Below are 15,111 nucleotides of genomic sequence, written 5' to 3'. Positions count from 1 at the left end.
TTGCTGGCACGGTGGCCCCATGGAGACAGACAAGCCTTTGACGGGACGAATCGCCCTGGTCGCCGGGGCCACCCGGGGCGCGGGCCGGGCCATCGCCGTACAGCTGGGCGCGGCGGGCGCCACCGTGTACGCGACCGGGCGCACCACCCGCGAGCAGCGCAGCGAGGTGAGGCGTCCCGAGACCATCGAGGAGACCGCCGAGCTGATCGGTGCCGCAGGCGGGACCGGGTTCGCCGTGCCCACCGACCATCTGGAGGAAGAGCAGGTCCGCGCGCTGGCCGAGCGGATCGACCGCGAGCAGGGACGGCTGGACATCCTGGTCAACGACGTCTGGGGCGGTGACCATCTCGCCCGGGTCGGCGAGGAGAACAAGATGTGGGAGATCCCGCTGGAGGAGGGGATCAGGATGCTGGAACTCGGGGTGAAGAGCCACATCATCACCAGCAGCGCCGTACTCCCGCTGCTGGCCCGCACCCCCGGCGGCCTGGTGGTCGAAGTGACCGACGGTACTGCCGAGTCCAACCGCGACTACCGGGTGAACTTCTACTACGACCTGGCCAAGAACGCACCGATCCGGATGGCCGCCGGCCTCGCCCACGAGCTGAAGTCCGTCGGCTCCACGGCGGTCTGTATCACCCCCGGCTTCCTGCGCTCGGAGGCGATGCTCGACCACTTCGGGGTGACGGAGGCGACATGGCGGGACGCCATCGCCAAGGAACCGCACTTCGCCATCGCGGAGTCCCCGGTGTTCGTGGGCCGCGCGGTGGCGGCGCTCGCGGCCGACGCGGACCGTGCACGGTGGAACGGGCAGTCGCTGTCCAGCGGACAACTGGCCGCGGAGTACGGCTTCACGGACGCCGACGGCAGCCGGCCCGACGCCTGGCGGTACATCACGGAGGTCGCGCTCGGCGGGGCCGCCCGGTCGGCGGAGGAGTACCGGTAACGGCTGTCCCGGCTCGGGCGTACAGCGGTAACGGCCGGGCCGGCTCAGGCGTACAGCCGTGCCGCCGCCGTCAGTGCCTCGGCGAAGCGCGCCCGGAGTTCCGGCGGCTCCAGGACCTCCACCTCCGGTCCCAGCGCCAGCAGTTGTGTGTACGCCACCTCCAGCGACTCGACGGGCAGCGCGACCGTCACCCGGCCGAGATCGTCGGGGGCGGAGGCCGCGGTCAGCGCTTCGTTCGCCGCCGCGCGGTCCACGGCGTACGGGAGGGACTCGGCGCCGGACGCGGAGACCCGGACCACCACCTCCGCCCGGAGCAGCGATCGGGCGAACCCGGCGGCCCGCTGCTCCCAGAAGGCGGACAGGTCGAATGCCTCGTCCCGCACGAAACAGCCGTGCTCATCGTGCGCATGGAGCGTGAGCGCGGAGAAGCGGTCGATGCGGTACACGCGGAAGTCGGCCGGATCACACGGATCGGGCACGTCCGGCGGATCGGGCGTGCCCCGCGGATCGGGTATGTGACGCGAACCGGGCGCGTCACGTGAACCGGTTGCGTTCCGTGAACCGGCCGCGTCCCGCGAATCGGATATGCCGCGCGGGCCGCCGTCCGCGCGGGCGCAGACGTACCAGACACCGGCCTTCAGTACGAGTCCGTACGGCTCCAGGACGCGCTCCACCTCGGAGCCGTCCCGGCGGCGGTAGCGCGCCGACACCCGTCTGTCCGCCCACACCGCACCGGCCAGCGGCGCCAGCAGCTCCGGCGTGCTCGGCTCCTGGTACCAGCCGGGCGCATCCAGATGGAAGCGCCGGGCCGCCGATGCGGGGGCGTCGCGCAGCGCGGGCAGAAGGGCCGCCGACACCTTCAGGCGGGCCGCCGACGCGGCGTCATCGAGCCCCATCTCCCGCAGCGCGCCGGGCAGCCCGGAGAGGAACAGTGCCTCGGCCTCGGTGCGGGCCAGACCGGTCAGCCGGGTGCGGTAACCGCCGATCAGCCGGTACCCACCGGACCTGCCCCGCTCCGCGTACACCGGAACGCCCGCCTCCGAGAGGGCGAGGGCGTCCCGGGTGACCGTGCGCTCGGACACGGCGAGCTCCTGCGCCAGCTCGGCCGCTGTCATCATCGGCCGGGACTGGAGCAGGAGCACCATCTTGATCAGGCGGGCAGCGCGCATGGAATCAGCATGCACGCCACCACTGACAACGCCCCACGGTCACAGGCCGTAGCGCTCGCGAGCCTCCTTGACCGCCGATACGGGGACCTCGCCGCGCTTGGCGAGCGAGGCCAGCGCCGCGACGACGACCGACTGGGCGTCGACACCGAAGTGGCGGCGGGCCGCCTCACGGGTGTCCGAGAGACCGAACCCGTCCGTGCCGAGCGAGGTCCAGTCCTGCTCGACCCACTGGCTGATCTGGTCCGGAACCTGTCGCATCCAGTCGCTCACCGCGAGCACCGGACCGGGCGCACCGGCCAGCGCCCGGGTGACGTACGGGGTGCGCTGCTCACCGCGGAGCAGCGCCTCGTCGCACTCCAGCGCGTCGCGGCGCAGCTCGCCCCAGGAGGTCGCCGACCACACATCGGCCGTGACACCCCAGTCGGCCGCGAGCAGTTCCTGCGCCTCCAGCGCCCAGTGGATCGCCGTACCCGATGCGAGCAGCTGCATCCGCGGGGCGTCGGCGGCTGCCGCCGTGCCCTCCTTGAAGCGGTACAGACCGCGGCGGATGCCCTCCTCGACGCCCTCGGGCATCGCGGGCTGGTGCTTCGGCTCGTTGTAGACCGTCAGGTAGTAGAAGACGTTCTCCGCGTCCGGGCCGTACATCCGGCGCAGACCGTCCTTGACGATCACCGCGATCTCGAAGGCGAACGCCGGGTCGTAGTTGAGCGACGCCGGGTTGGTGGAGGCGATCAGCTGCGAGTGGCCGTCCGCGTGCTGGAGCCCCTCACCGGTCAGGGTGGTGCGGCCCGCGGTGGCGCCGACGATGAAGCCGCGGCCGAGCTGGTCGCCGAGCTGCCACATCTGGTCGGCGGTGCGCTGCCAGCCGAACATCGAGTAGAAGATGTAGAAGGGGATCATCGGCTCGCCGTGCGTCGCGTACGACGAGGCGGCGGCGATGAAGTCGGCCATGGCGCCGGCCTCGGTGATCCCCTCGTTGAGGATCTGGCCGTCGGTGGCTTCCTTGTAGTACATCAGCTGGTCGCGGTCGACCGCGTCGTACGTCTGGCCCTTCGGCGAGTAGATACCGGCCGACGGGAACAGCGACTCCATACCGAACGTACGGGCCTCGTCGGGGACGATCGGCACCCAGCGCTTGCCGGTCTGCTTGTCCCGCATCAGGTCCTTCATCAGCCGGACGAAGGCCATCGTGGTGGCCATCTCCTGCTGTCCCGAACCCTTGATGAGCGCCTTGAACGCACGCTCCTCGGGCTCCGGGAGCACCACCTGGTGCACCCGGCGGGCCGGGGCGGGGCCGCCGAGCTCGGCGCGGCGCTCCTGGAGGTAGCGGACCTCGGGGGAGTCGGCGCCGGGGTGGCCGTACGGCACCAGGCCCTCGTCCAGTTTCGCGTCCGGGATCGGCAGGTCCAGCAGGTCGCGCATGGCGCGGAACTGCTTGCCGTCCAGCTTCTTCATCTGGTGGTTGGCGTTGCGGGACTCGAAGCCCTCGCCGAGCGTGAAGCCCTTGACGGTCTGCGCGAGGATCACGGTCGGCGCGCCCTTGAACTCCAGGGCCGCCTTGTACGCCGCGTACACCTTGCGGGCCTCGTGGCCACCGCGCGAGGTGTGGAAGCACTCGGCGATCTTCGCGTCGGTGAGCAGCTTCGCCAGCTCGGCGAGCGCGGGCTCGGCACCGAAGAAGTGCTGGCGGATGTAGGCCACGTCGCGCGTCGCGTACGTCTGGAACTGCGCGTCCGGCACCTCGCGGAGGCGGCGGATCAGCGCACCCGTGGTGTCGAGCTGGAACAGCTCGTCCCAGGCGGAGCCCCAGAGCGTCTTGATGACGTTCCAGCCGGCGCCGCGGAACTGCGCCTCCAGCTCCTGCACGACCCGGAAGTTGGCCCGCACCGGGCCGTCGAGGCGCTGCAGGTTGCAGTTGATGACGAAGGTGAGGTTGTCGAGGCCCTCACGGGCCGCCAGGGTCAGCGCGGTCGTCGACTCGGGCTCGTCCATCTCGCCGTCGCCGAGGAAGGCCCAGACGTGCGACTGCGAGGTGTCCTTGATGCCGCGGCCGGTCAGATAGCGGTTGAACCGCGCCTGGTAGATCGAGGAGATCGGGCCCAGGCCCATCGAGACCGTCGGGAACTCCCAGAGCCAGGGCAGCCGGCGCGGGTGCGGGTAGGACGGCAGACCGTCGCCGCCCGCCTCCTGGCGGAAGTTGTCGAGCTGCTGCTCGCTCAGGCGTCCGTCGAGGAAGGCGCGGGCGTAGATGCCGGGCGAAGCGTGGCCCTGGATGTAGAGCTGGTCGCCCGAGCCGTCGCCCTCCTTGCCGTGGAAGAAGTGGTTGAAGCCGGTCTCGTAGAGCCAGGCGGCCGAAGCGAAGGTGGCGATGTGGCCGCCGACGCCGAACCGGGAGCCGCGGGTGACCATCGCGGCCGCGTTCCAGCGGTTCCACGCGGTGATCCGGCTCTCCATCGCCAGGTCGCCGTCGAAGGCGGGCTCGGCGGAAGTCGGAATGGTGTTGACGTAGTCGGTCTCCAGCAGCTTCGGCAGCGCGAGACCGTCGCCTTCGGCCCGCTCCAGCGTGCGGCGCATCAGATATGCGGCACGGTGGGGGCCGGCGGCCTTGGTGACGGCGTCCAGGGAGGCCGCCCACTCGGCGGTCTCCTCGGGGTCGCGGTCCGGGAGCTGGTCGAGCTCGCTGTGAAGCTTGCCTACGGGGTCGGTCATGGTCGCCGCCTTCCGGACAGAACAGGGGGTGCAGATAGGCCCGGTCTGGCAGGACAGGGCGACGGGCTGGGTGAAGCCCTCCGGAGACTGTAAATCGCTGATCGATGATCGATCAAAGGGTTGAAGGAAAAATCTTTCCGTAACGTAGAAAGTCGGCATTCGGTGTCAGCGATGAGGGCACGCGGTGCCGCGAAAAGGGCCTCTCATCAGGCCCGCGGTGCACATCCGAGCACGTGGTCCTTCACCAGAGGGCCGATCTGCGGGTCCCTCCGGCGGAAGGCCTCGACCAGCGCCTCGTGCTCTTCCGCGTAGGACTTCTGCACGGTCCCCAGCCAGCGGATCGACAGCGTGGTGAACACCTCGATGCCCAGCGACTCCCAGGTGTGCATCAGCACGCTGTTCTCGGCGGCCCGCACCAGCTCCCGGTGGAAGGCCACGGTGTGCCTGACCTGCGCCGCGCTGTCGCCCACCTGGTCGGCCCGGTAGAGCGCAGCGACCGAGGGCTCAAGGACGGAGACGTCGTCGGCCAGCCGGTCGACGGCCAGCTCGGCCGCGATCTGCTCAAGACCGGCCCGGACGGGGTAGCTCTCCTCCAGATCGGCCGCGGTCAGATTCCGTACGCGTACGCCCTTGTTGGGGGCCGACTCGATGAGCCGCAACGACTCCAGCTCACGCAGGGCCTCCCGGACCGGCGTCTGGCTGACCTCCAGCTCGACGGCGATCCGCCGCTCCACGATCCGTTCACCGGGCTGCCACCGCCCGCGGACGATGCCCTCCACGATGTGCTCGCGAATCTGCTCGCGCAGGGAGTGGATGACGGGCGGCGTCATTTTGTGCTCCTTCGGACCGCATTGGTCTGGGTGAGGCCGGTCGCGCGGACCAGGCTCCCCATGACAATACGGCGGCGCCCCCGTCCGGAAGGAGTCCGGAGGGGGGCGCCGCAGGTGAGGCTGGTTACAGGCCGAGCTCGACCTCGAACTCGCCGGCTTCCAGGATCTCCTTGACCGTCGTCAGGTAACGGGCCGCGTCGGCGCCGTCCACCAGGCGGTGGTCGTAGGAGAGAGCCAGGTACGTCATGTCGCGGACGCCGATGACGGTGCCCTCGGCGGTCTCGATGACGGCCGGACGCTTGACGGTCGCGCCGATGCCCAGGATGGCTGCCTGGTTCGGCGGGACGATGACCGTGTCGAACAGCGCACCGCGCGAACCGGTGTTGCTGATGGTGAAGGTCGCACCGGACAGCTCGTCCGGGCTGATCTTGCTGGACCGGACCTTGCCGGCCAGCTCCGCGGTCTTCTTCGAGATACCGGCGAGGTTGAGGTCGCCCGCATCCTTGATGACCGGGGTCATCAGACCCTTCTCGGAGTCCACCGCGATACCGATGTGCTCGGTGTCGAAGTAGGTGATCGTGCCCTCGTCCTCGTTGATCCGGGCGTTGACGACCGGGTGGGCCTTCAGCGCCTGGGCGGCGGCCTTGACGAAGAACGGCATCGGGGACAGCTTGACGCCCTCACGGGCGGCGAAGGCTCCCTTGGCCTGGTTGCGCAGCTTCATCAGCTTGGTGATGTCCACCTCGACCACGGTGGTCAGCTGAGCCTGGCTGTGCAGCGCCTTCATCATGTTGTCGCCGATGACCTTGCGCATCCGGGTCATCTTGACGGTCTGGCCGCGCAGCGGGGAGACCTCCAGCTTCGGCGCCCTGGCAGCGGCCGCCGGAGCGGCGGACGGCGCCGGGGCGGCGGCCTTGGCGGCCTCCGCGGCGGAGATGACGTCCTGCTTGCGGATGCGGCCACCGACGCCGGTGCCCTTGACCGAACCGAGCGCGACACCGTTCTCGGCGGCGAGCTTGCGGACCAGCGGGGTCACGTAGGCGCCGTCGTCAGCAGCGTTCGCCGCAGGAGCCGGGGCCGGGGTGACGGGGGCGGGGGCCGGAGAGGCGGCGGGGGCCGGTGCGGGCGCCGGCGCGGCCGGAGCCTGCTGGGCAGGCGCCGGAGCCGGAGCAGCCGGTGCAGGAGCGGCGGCCGGAGCAGCCGGAGCGGCGGGCGCCGGGGCGGCAGCGGGGGCCGGAGCCGGGGCGGCGGGCGCCGCGGCCGGGGCCGCACCCTTCGCACCGACGACGGCGAGCCGGGCGCCGACCTCGGCGGTCTCGTCCTCGCCGACCAGGATCTCCAGCAGGGTGCCCGAGACGGGCGACGGGATCTCGGTGTCGACCTTGTCGGTCGAGACCTCAAGCAGCGGCTCGTCCTCGGCGACGTCGTCGCCGACTTCCTTGAGCCAGCGGGTGACGGTGCCCTCGGTGACGCTCTCACCGAGGGCGGGAAGGGTGACGTCCGTGCCCTCGGCGGAACCGCCGGCGGCGGGCGCCTCGGCAGCCGGAGCGGCCGCGGGGGCCGGGGCCTCGGCGGCGGGCGCGGGAGCCTCGGCGGCAGGCGCCTCGGCGGCGGCGGGGGCAGGGGCGGCAGCGGGCGCGCCCGTGCCGTCGTCGATGACGGCCAGCTCGGCGCCGACCTCGACGGTCTCGTCCTCGGCGACCTTGATGGAGGCCAGCACACCGGAAGCCGGAGCCGGGATCTCGGTGTCGACCTTGTCGGTCGAGACCTCAAGCAGCGGCTCGTCGGCCTCGACGCGCTCGCCCTCGGCCTTGAGCCAGCGGGTGACGGTGCCCTCGGTGACGCTCTCACCGAGCGCCGGCAGGGTTACGGAAACCGACATGGTTTCAGTTGCTCCTTACGGATGGGGTCTCCCCTGCTCAAGCGCAGCCGAGAGCTTGGGGAAGTCTGGAAGTGGTCGTCGCGCCCAGGGACTGAGTGCCCGGGAGGGCTACTAGTCGTGGGAGTGCAGGGGCTTGCCGGCAAGGGCCAGGTGGGCCTCGCCGAGCGCCTCGCTCTGCGTCGGGTGCGCGTGGATGAGCTGCGCGACCTCGGCCGGCAGAGCTTCCCAGTTGTAGATCAGCTGGGCTTCGCCGACCTGCTCGCCCATCCGGTCACCGACCATGTGGACGCCTACGACGGCACCGTCCTTGACCTGGACGAGCTTGATCTCGCCCGCGGTCTTGAGGATCTTGCTCTTGCCGTTGCCCGCGAGGCTGTACTTGAGTGCGACGACCTTGTCCGCGCCGTACACCTCCTTGGCCTTGGCCTCGGAGAGTCCCACCGACGCGACCTCGGGGTGGCAGTACGTCACCTTCGGCACACCGTCGTAGTCGATCGGCACGGTCTTCAGGCCGGCCAGCCGCTCCGCGACGAGGATGCCCTCGGCGAAGCCGACGTGCGCGAGCTGAAGGGTCGGGGCCAGGTCACCGACGGCCGAGATCGTCTCGACGTTGGTCCGCATGTACTCGTCGACCAGGACATAGCCGCGGTCCATCGCGACGCCCTGCTCCTCGTAACCGAGGCCCTGCGAGACCGGTCCGCGGCCGATGGCCACGAGCAGCACCTCGGCCTCGAACTCCTTGCCGTCGGCCAGCGTGACCTTGACACCCTTCTCGGTGTACTCGGCCTTGTCGAAGAAGGTGCCCAGGTTGAACTTGATACCGCGCTTGCGGAACGCCCGCTCCAGGAGCTTCGAGCTGTTCTCGTCCTCGACCGGCACCAGGTGCTTCAGGCCCTCGATGACGGTCACGTCGGTGCCGAAGGACTTCCACGCCGAGGCGAACTCGACGCCGATGACGCCGCCGCCCAGGATGATCGCGGACTCCGGGACCCGGTCCAGCGTCAGGGCGTGGTCGGAGGAGATGATGCGGTTGCCGTCGATCTCCAGGCCGGGCAGCGACTTCGGTACGGAGCCGGTGGCGAGGAGGATGTGGCGGCCCTGGATGCGCTTGCCGTCCACGTCCACCGAGGTGGGGGAGGAGAGACGCCCCGCACCCTCGATGTAGGTCACCTTGCGGGAGGCGACCAGTCCCTGCAGGCCCTTGTAGAGGCCCGCGATCACGTCGTCCTTGTACTTGTGGACCCCGGCGATGTCGATGCCCTCGAAGGTGGCCTTGACACCGAACTGCTCGCTCTCGCGCGCCTGGTCGGCGATCTCGCCGGCGTGCAGCAGGGCCTTCGTGGGGATGCAGCCGTTGTGCAGGCAGGTGCCGCCGAGCTTGTTCTTCTCGATCAGGGCGACGTCGAGACCAAGCTGCGCCCCGCGCAGCGCTGCGGCGTAACCGCCGCTACCGCCGCCGAGAATCACTAGGTCGAAAACGGTGCTGGCGTCGTTCGCCACGTCACGTCCTCCATGCATGGTGCGCCGGTGCCGGTCTTCCCTGACCGGGCGGCGGCGGGTGTACGGCCGCTTTTATTTCGGCCCTGTGGTGGGGGCCCTGTCCTGCCGAAGACCCATCTTTGCACTTGTCGGCCGCCGACGAGACGCCGGGCCGTAGTGCGGTACGTCCCATCCGCCCTCCGGGCCGCTCACCCGGGCGTACGCACGTACGGATTTCGTTCAGGGCGAACACCGGCAAAGTCACGGCAAAGCCGTACGGCCCCGGGCGGGGAGCCCGGGGCCGTACGGGAGGTGCGGTGGCGTGGATCAGCCGAGGTCGCCGTCGGCGGTGCGCTCCGCGAGGCGCACCAGGGTGCGGATCGCCGAGCCGGTACCGCCCTTGGGGGTGTACCCGAAGGGGCCCGCCTCGTTGAAGGCCGGACCCGCGATGTCCACGTGGGCCCAGGTGATGCCCTCGCCGACGAACTCCTTCAGGAACAGACCGGCCACCAGGCCGCCGCCCATCCGCTCGCCCATGTTCGCGATGTCGGCGGTGGGGGAGTCCATGCCCTTGCGCAGGTCCGCGGGGAGCGGCATCGGCCAGGACGGCTCGCCGACCTCCTCCGCGATCTCGTGCAGCTCGGTACGGAAGGCGTCGTCGTTGGACATGATGCCGAAGGTGCGGCTGCCGAGTGCCAGCACCATCGCGCCGGTCAGCGTCGCCACGTCGACGATCGCGTCGGGCGTCTCCTCGGAGGCCTTCGCCAGCGCGTCGGCCAGCACCAGCCGGCCCTCGGCGTCGGTGTTGAGGACCTCGACGGTCTTGCCGCTGTACATCCGCAGCACGTCACCCGGGCGGGTGGCCGAGCCGGACGGCATGTTCTCGGCGAGCGCCAGCCAGCCGGTGACATTGACCTGGAGGCCGAGCCGCGCGGCGGCGACGACGGCGGCGAACACGGCGGCGGCGCCGGCCATGTCGCACTTCATCGTCTCGTTGTGGCCGGCCGGCTTGAGCGAGATGCCGCCCGAGTCGTAGGTGATGCCCTTGCCGACGAAGGCGAGCGACTTCTCCGCCTTGGAGTGCGTGTACGAGAGCTTCACCAGCCGCGGCGGGGCCTCCGAACCGACACCGACGCCGAGGATGCCGCCGTAGCCGCCCTTGGTGAGGGCCTTCTCGTCGAGCACCTGCACCTTGACGCCGTGCTCCTTGCCGGCCGCGGTGGCGACAGCGGCGAAGGACGCCGGGTTCAGCTCGTTCGGCGGGGTGTTGACCAGGTCGCGGGCGCGGTTGATCTCCTCGGCGACGGTCACGGCGCGCTCGGCGGCGGCCTTGTGCGCCTTGTCCCGCGGCTTGGCTCCCAGCAGGGCGGCCTCGCCGAGCGGACCCCTGGCGTCCTTGGGGACGGCCTGGAACGCGGTGAAGGCGTACGCCCCGAGGAGTGCGCCCTCGCCGATCGCCTGGACGTCCTCGGCCGCCGTGACGGGCAGCGCGAAGGCGGCCTTCTTGGCACCGGCCAGCGCGCGGGCGGCGACACCGGCCGCGCGGCGCAGCGTCTCCTCGGCGTACTCGGCCCCGGCGTCGCCGGCACTCCTGCTGTCCGGTTCGGCGCCGAGCCCGACGGCCAGGACGACCGGGGCCTTGAGGCCGGCGGGTGCGGGGACCTTGGTGGCCTCGCCCTCCGCGCCGGTGGCACCGAGGGTCTCCAGAACGGCGGCGAGCTTTCCGCCGAACGCCTTGTCCACGGCTTCGGCGCCCGGTGCGACCACGGGGCCCTTGGCGCCCTTCGCCACGCCTACGACGACGGCGTCGGCGCGCAGCGTTGCGGCGCCGGCCGTGCTGAGAGTGAGAGCAGTCACGGTGGTGAAATCTCGCTTCCGTTGAGTTGGTCGGTGGCCGATGGATGGGGCCGCCCCGCCGCAGAGCCTACGCTCGGTGACGGAAATCGCCCACGCGGGCTGCTTATTAGACAGAGCAGCAAATACGGCGGGGCGTGCGGACCGGGCGGTGCGCCCCGTGAAGACCCGCTGCCACCGAAGGCCGGCGTCACCCGAACGTCAGCACCACCAGGGCCGCCGTCGCCGCCGTCTCGGCCAGCGCGCCGAAGACATCGCCGGTCACCCCGCCGAAGCGGCGCACGCAGTGCCGCAGCAGGAGTTGGGCCGCGCCGAGCGCCAGCAGCACGGCCAGTGCGTGGCGCAGTGCGCCGTACGGACCGAGGAGCGCGCCCGCCGCCGCGCACACCGCGGTGACCCCAACGGCCGCGCCCAGCGCGGCCCCTGCGGGCACGGCCCCGGCCACCGCCGCGCCCAGCCCGTCCGGGCGGGCGGCCGGAACGCCCCGGCGGCAGGCGAGCGTCAGCGCCAGCCTGGCCGCGAGCGCGCAGACGACCGCGCCGGCCGCTCCGTGCGCCCAGCCCTCCCCGTACAGCCGGGCCAGCGCGGCGACCTGGGCGAGCAGGACGAGGACCAGCGTCACCACGCCGAACGGGCCGATGTCCGACTGCTTCATGATGCGCAGCGCGTCATCGGCAGGCTTCCCGCTGCCGAGTCCGTCGGCGACGTCCGCGAGCCCGTCCAGATGCAGACCGCGGGTGAGGACCGCCGGCACGGCCGCGCTCACCACGGCGGCGAGCAGCGGTCCCGGCCCGAGCAGCAGCACCGGTGCGCCGAGCGCCGCCGCGCACACCCCCACGACCAGCCCGGCCAGCGGGGCCCAGAGCATCCCCGAGCGCGCCGCGGCCCGGTCCCAGCGCGTCACCCGGACCGGGAGGACCGTGAGCGTGCCGAAGGCGAAACGTATGCCGTCCATGGCGCGCAGGTTATCCGCCGGCGCGGGCGGATAAGTTACGCGTAACAGCCATAAGGGAAGCAGGTGGCATGGGTCACTGGTGGGCACGGAACATCGTGGAACCCGGCAAGCTCCCGCTGACGCTGGCGCTGTTCTCGTTCGTGCTGTCCTTCGTGGTCGTGCGGTCCATCGCCCGGCTGATCCGGGCGGGCCGCGGACCGTTCCGGAACATCACCCCCGGCGGCATGCACATCCACCATGTGGTGCCCGGCGTCATCCTGGTGGTCATCGGCGGCTTCGGCGCGGTGGCCAGCGGGAGACACGGGGTGGGCGGCGCCGTCTGCGCGGTCATCTTCGGAGCGGGGGCGGGCCTGGTCCTCGACGAGTTCGCCCTGCTCCTCCACCTCGACGACGTGTACTGGAGCGAAGAGGGCCGCAAGAGCGTCGAGATCGTGGTGCTGACGGCGGCCCTGGTGGGGCTGATCCTGGGCGGCTTCCTGCCGTTCGGGGTCAACGAGCTGTCGCCCCAGGAGGCCCAGGACCGGGGGGCGTTCATCGTGAACACCGTGCTGGACTTCGCCTTCGCGCTCATCGCGCTGAGCAAGGGCAAACCCCGGATCGCCCTGATCGGCGCTGTGGTCCCGTTCGTCGCCCTGATCGGCGCCGTCCGGCTGGCCCGGCCGGTGTCCCCGTGGGCCAAGCGGTTCTACCGCACCAGGCACCGGGCCCGCGCCAGGGCGATCCGGCGCGCCTACCGTCACGACAGGCGCTGGGCGGGCCCCCGGCGCCGGCTGGAGGAGTTCATCGGCGGCGCCCCCGACCCGGCCCGGACCAAGCTGCCCGGACGGGACGGCGGACCGCCCCGCTGACGCCTGCGGTCCCGCCAGGCCGCGAGGGCGCAGAGCACCAGCGTCGCCAGGATCGCCGCCAGATGCTCCTTGCCCGCCAGGTTGTCCTTGACGACCAGCTCCAGGACCATGCCCACGATCACCGCGCCGGCCGTCCACCGGGCGCCGAGCCGCCAGCAGACGAAGACGGCGAGACCGACCACGGCGGCCGACGGGCCGGTGTCGACGATCAGCGCGTCCGAGGCCTTCACACCGAAGCTGTTGTCCGGCCCGAACGCGATCGCGGCGCGGGCGTACAGCGTCCCGGCGAGTGTGGTGACGTACGAGATCAGCAGCGTCCGCCACCAGCCGATGCAGATCTCCGCGATGCCGAACACCAGCAGGATCTGGACCAGGGCGCCCCAGACCGGCAGGTCCAGCGCCGGTACGAACAGCGAGAGCGGGGTGCGCAGCAGCGCGAGCCAGAGCGGGTCCATCGCCCGGACGAACCCGATGTCGTGCACCGGCCGCAGCCCCCACGACTGGTTCTGCACGATCTGGAAGCACGCGGTCAGGGCGACGGCGCCGAGCGTCAGCGGGACGGCACGCCACTTCCTGGTGACGAGCGCCGTCCGTACGGTGGTGAACAGCGGCCCCCACTCGCGGCGGGCCGCGGCGCGCAGCGCACGCCGGTTCACCGTCTGGTCCCGAGCTGCTTGCGGTGCAGCCACTCGGGCAGCCCCGGGGCCTCCAGGAACCCCTCGGCGCGCGCCGAGGCGACAGCGATGCGCAGCAGATCCGCGCTCTTCTCGAACAGCATGAAACGGGGCTCCCAGATCGGCCGGTACTTGGCGTTGGCGCGGTACAGCGACTCGATCTGCCACCACCGTGAGAAGAAGGTGAGGAACGAGCGCCAGAGCCTCAGCACGGGGCCGGCCCCGAGCTTCGAGCCACGTTCGAAGACCGATCTGAACATCGCGAAGTTGAGTGAGATCTGCGTGATCCCGATCTCCTTCGCCCGCTGCAGGAGTTCGATGATCATGAACTCCATCAGACCGTTCTCGGCCTCCCGGTCACGGCGCATCAGATCCAGCGAGAGCCCTTCGGGGCCCCAGGGCGCGAAACTCAGGACGGCACGCAACTCGCCGTCGCCGTCCCGGCATTCGAGCATCATGCAGCGCCCGTCCGCCGGATCGCCGAGCCGTCCGAGCGCCATCGAGAACCCCCGCTCGGTGGCTCCGTCGCGCCAGTCGTCGGCCCGGTGCACCAGGCGCTCCATCTCGGCCTCGGGGATCTCCTCGTGCCGCCGGGTCCGGACCGTGTACCCGGCGCGCTGCACCCGCTTGTACGCCTGGCGCACCGTCCGCATGGCCCGGCCCTCCAGGGTGAACTCCGCGGTGTCCACGATGGCTTCGTCGCCGAACTCCAGCGCGTCGAGGCCGTGCCTGGCGTAGACCGTGCCGGCCTCCTCGCCGGCCCCCATCACCGCGGGCAGCCAGCCGTGCTCGCGCGCCTCGGCCAGCCAGGGCTCGATCGCCCCGGGCCAGGCCTCCGGATCGCCGATCGGATCACCGGAGGCGAGCGAGACCCCGCCCAGCACCCGGTAGGCGACCGCGGCCTTGCCGGTGGGGGACCACACGACGCTCTTGTCGCGGCGCAGCGAGAAGTAGCCGAGCGAGTCGCGCTCACCGTGCCGGTCCAGCAGGGCGCGCAGCCGCTCCTCGTCGTCCGGGGTGATCGGGTCGACGGCACGCCGGGAGCGGAACGCCGCGAAGAGCACCGCGAGCAGCAGCGCGGTGGACATGACGTTGATGAAGACGTCGACCCAGGCGGGCGTCTCGATGCCCTGGATACGGGAGTCGTTGGGCACCAGCGAGATCAGCCGCATCACGCCGTACCGCCAGCGGTCCGGGAACGTCGAACGGTACGTGTCATGGGCCGTGTTGGTGACGGTGACCAGCAGCGCGGCCAGCAGCGAGCAGGCCAGCAGCCCGCCCACGGCAACGGCGGCCGCCAGCTTCGGGTTGGAGCGGTCACCCTTGGCGTAGTACTCCCGCCTGCCGATCAGCAGCGACAGGACGAAGGCGGCGGTCAGCGCCAGCGAGACCCAGTTCTGCGCGTACCTGCGGAACTCCGGGAAGCACATGGCCAGCACGAGCACCAGCAGGAAGAGCCCGCCCATGACCAGGTTGAGCAGCCAGGCGGCCCGCTTGCGGCGGCGCATGGTGATCGCCAGGAAGAGGCTGAAGGCACCCGATGCGAAGCCCGCGGTGAGCAGATAGGGGGTGAAGAAGTACTCGGTGTTGTGCCGCCGCACATCCTGGCCGAGGGAGACCCATGCGGCGCCCAGCAGGTTGATGAACGTCACGGCACGCAGGTACCAGACGGCGAATGCCGCACAGCGGCGCGACCGGACCGTGGTCAGGGGGGTGCCCCCGGCAGATGTACGGACGTCTCCCATGAAACGCGATGATATGGGGCGCC

General features: G+C 71.2%; 11 protein-coding genes. 2 read left to right on the top strand and 9 right to left on the bottom strand.

Annotated elements, in window-relative coordinates; all coding sequences use genetic code 11:
- Nucleotides 1-19: 19 nt before the first annotated feature.
- Entirely contained in the window at nucleotides 20-943 is a 924-nt protein-coding gene (locus OHB13_RS08655; protein WP_328376637.1) for an SDR family oxidoreductase, read from the top strand.
- A 44-nt stretch (nucleotides 944-987) separates the two neighbouring features.
- Here the strand turns inward: OHB13_RS08655 and OHB13_RS08650 are convergent, their stop codons facing one another.
- The 7 genes from OHB13_RS08650 to OHB13_RS08620 form a co-directional block, all read right to left on the bottom strand.
- Nucleotides 988-2,112, bottom strand: a complete 1,125-nt coding sequence (locus OHB13_RS08650; protein WP_328376635.1) for a helix-turn-helix transcriptional regulator — start codon at nucleotides 2,110-2,112, stop codon at nucleotides 988-990.
- A 39-nt stretch (nucleotides 2,113-2,151) separates the two neighbouring features.
- Entirely contained in the window at nucleotides 2,152-4,821 is a 2,670-nt protein-coding gene (gene aceE, locus OHB13_RS08645) for a pyruvate dehydrogenase (acetyl-transferring), homodimeric type (protein WP_328376633.1), read from the bottom strand.
- 206 nt (nucleotides 4,822-5,027) lie between these two features.
- Nucleotides 5,028-5,651, bottom strand: coding sequence for a GntR family transcriptional regulator (locus tag OHB13_RS08640; RefSeq protein ID WP_328376631.1), 624 nt, complete (start codon nucleotides 5,649-5,651; stop codon nucleotides 5,028-5,030).
- A 124-nt stretch (nucleotides 5,652-5,775) separates the two neighbouring features.
- The gene (sucB, locus tag OHB13_RS08635; RefSeq protein WP_328376630.1) at nucleotides 5,776-7,533 is read right to left on the bottom strand and encodes a 2-oxoglutarate dehydrogenase, E2 component, dihydrolipoamide succinyltransferase; all 1,758 of its coding nucleotides are present in this window, start codon (nucleotides 7,531-7,533) and stop codon (nucleotides 5,776-5,778) included.
- A gap of 111 nt (nucleotides 7,534-7,644) precedes the next feature.
- Nucleotides 7,645-9,033, bottom strand: a complete 1,389-nt coding sequence (lpdA, locus tag OHB13_RS08630; protein ID WP_266857783.1) for a dihydrolipoyl dehydrogenase — start codon at nucleotides 9,031-9,033, stop codon at nucleotides 7,645-7,647.
- A gap of 306 nt (nucleotides 9,034-9,339) precedes the next feature.
- Nucleotides 9,340-10,869: a leucyl aminopeptidase gene (locus OHB13_RS08625; protein WP_266857784.1), complete on the bottom strand. Its 1,530-nt coding sequence runs from the start codon at nucleotides 10,867-10,869 to the stop codon at nucleotides 9,340-9,342.
- A 187-nt stretch (nucleotides 10,870-11,056) separates the two neighbouring features.
- Nucleotides 11,057-11,821, bottom strand: coding sequence for an adenosylcobinamide-GDP ribazoletransferase (locus OHB13_RS08620; RefSeq protein WP_401600340.1), 765 nt, complete (start codon nucleotides 11,819-11,821; stop codon nucleotides 11,057-11,059).
- 68 nt (nucleotides 11,822-11,889) lie between these two features.
- Between OHB13_RS08620 and OHB13_RS08615 the strand changes: the two genes are divergently transcribed.
- The gene (locus OHB13_RS08615; RefSeq protein ID WP_328376628.1) at nucleotides 11,890-12,669 is read left to right on the top strand and encodes a hypothetical protein; all 780 of its coding nucleotides are present in this window, start codon (nucleotides 11,890-11,892) and stop codon (nucleotides 12,667-12,669) included.
- Here the strand turns inward: OHB13_RS08615 and OHB13_RS08610 are convergent.
- Together OHB13_RS08610 and OHB13_RS08605 are read right to left on the bottom strand one after the other, a co-directional pair.
- Nucleotides 12,558-13,325, bottom strand: coding sequence for a hypothetical protein (locus tag OHB13_RS08610; protein WP_266857787.1), 768 nt, complete (start codon nucleotides 13,323-13,325; stop codon nucleotides 12,558-12,560). The two genes, OHB13_RS08615 and OHB13_RS08610, sit on opposite strands and share 112 nt — an antisense overlap.
- Entirely contained in the window at nucleotides 13,322-15,088 is a 1,767-nt protein-coding gene (locus OHB13_RS08605; RefSeq protein ID WP_328376626.1) for a phosphatidylglycerol lysyltransferase domain-containing protein, read from the bottom strand. The genes OHB13_RS08610 and OHB13_RS08605 overlap by 4 nt, the downstream gene beginning before the upstream one ends.
- Between the last annotated feature and the right edge of the window lie 23 nt (nucleotides 15,089-15,111).

The sequence above is a fragment of the Streptomyces sp. NBC_00440 genome (genome assembly GCF_036014215.1).
Taxonomy (GTDB): domain Bacteria; phylum Actinomycetota; class Actinomycetes; order Streptomycetales; family Streptomycetaceae; genus Streptomyces.
The sequence above is the reverse complement of the archived record's forward strand: the minus strand, read 5'-3'. Positions and strand labels throughout refer to the sequence as shown.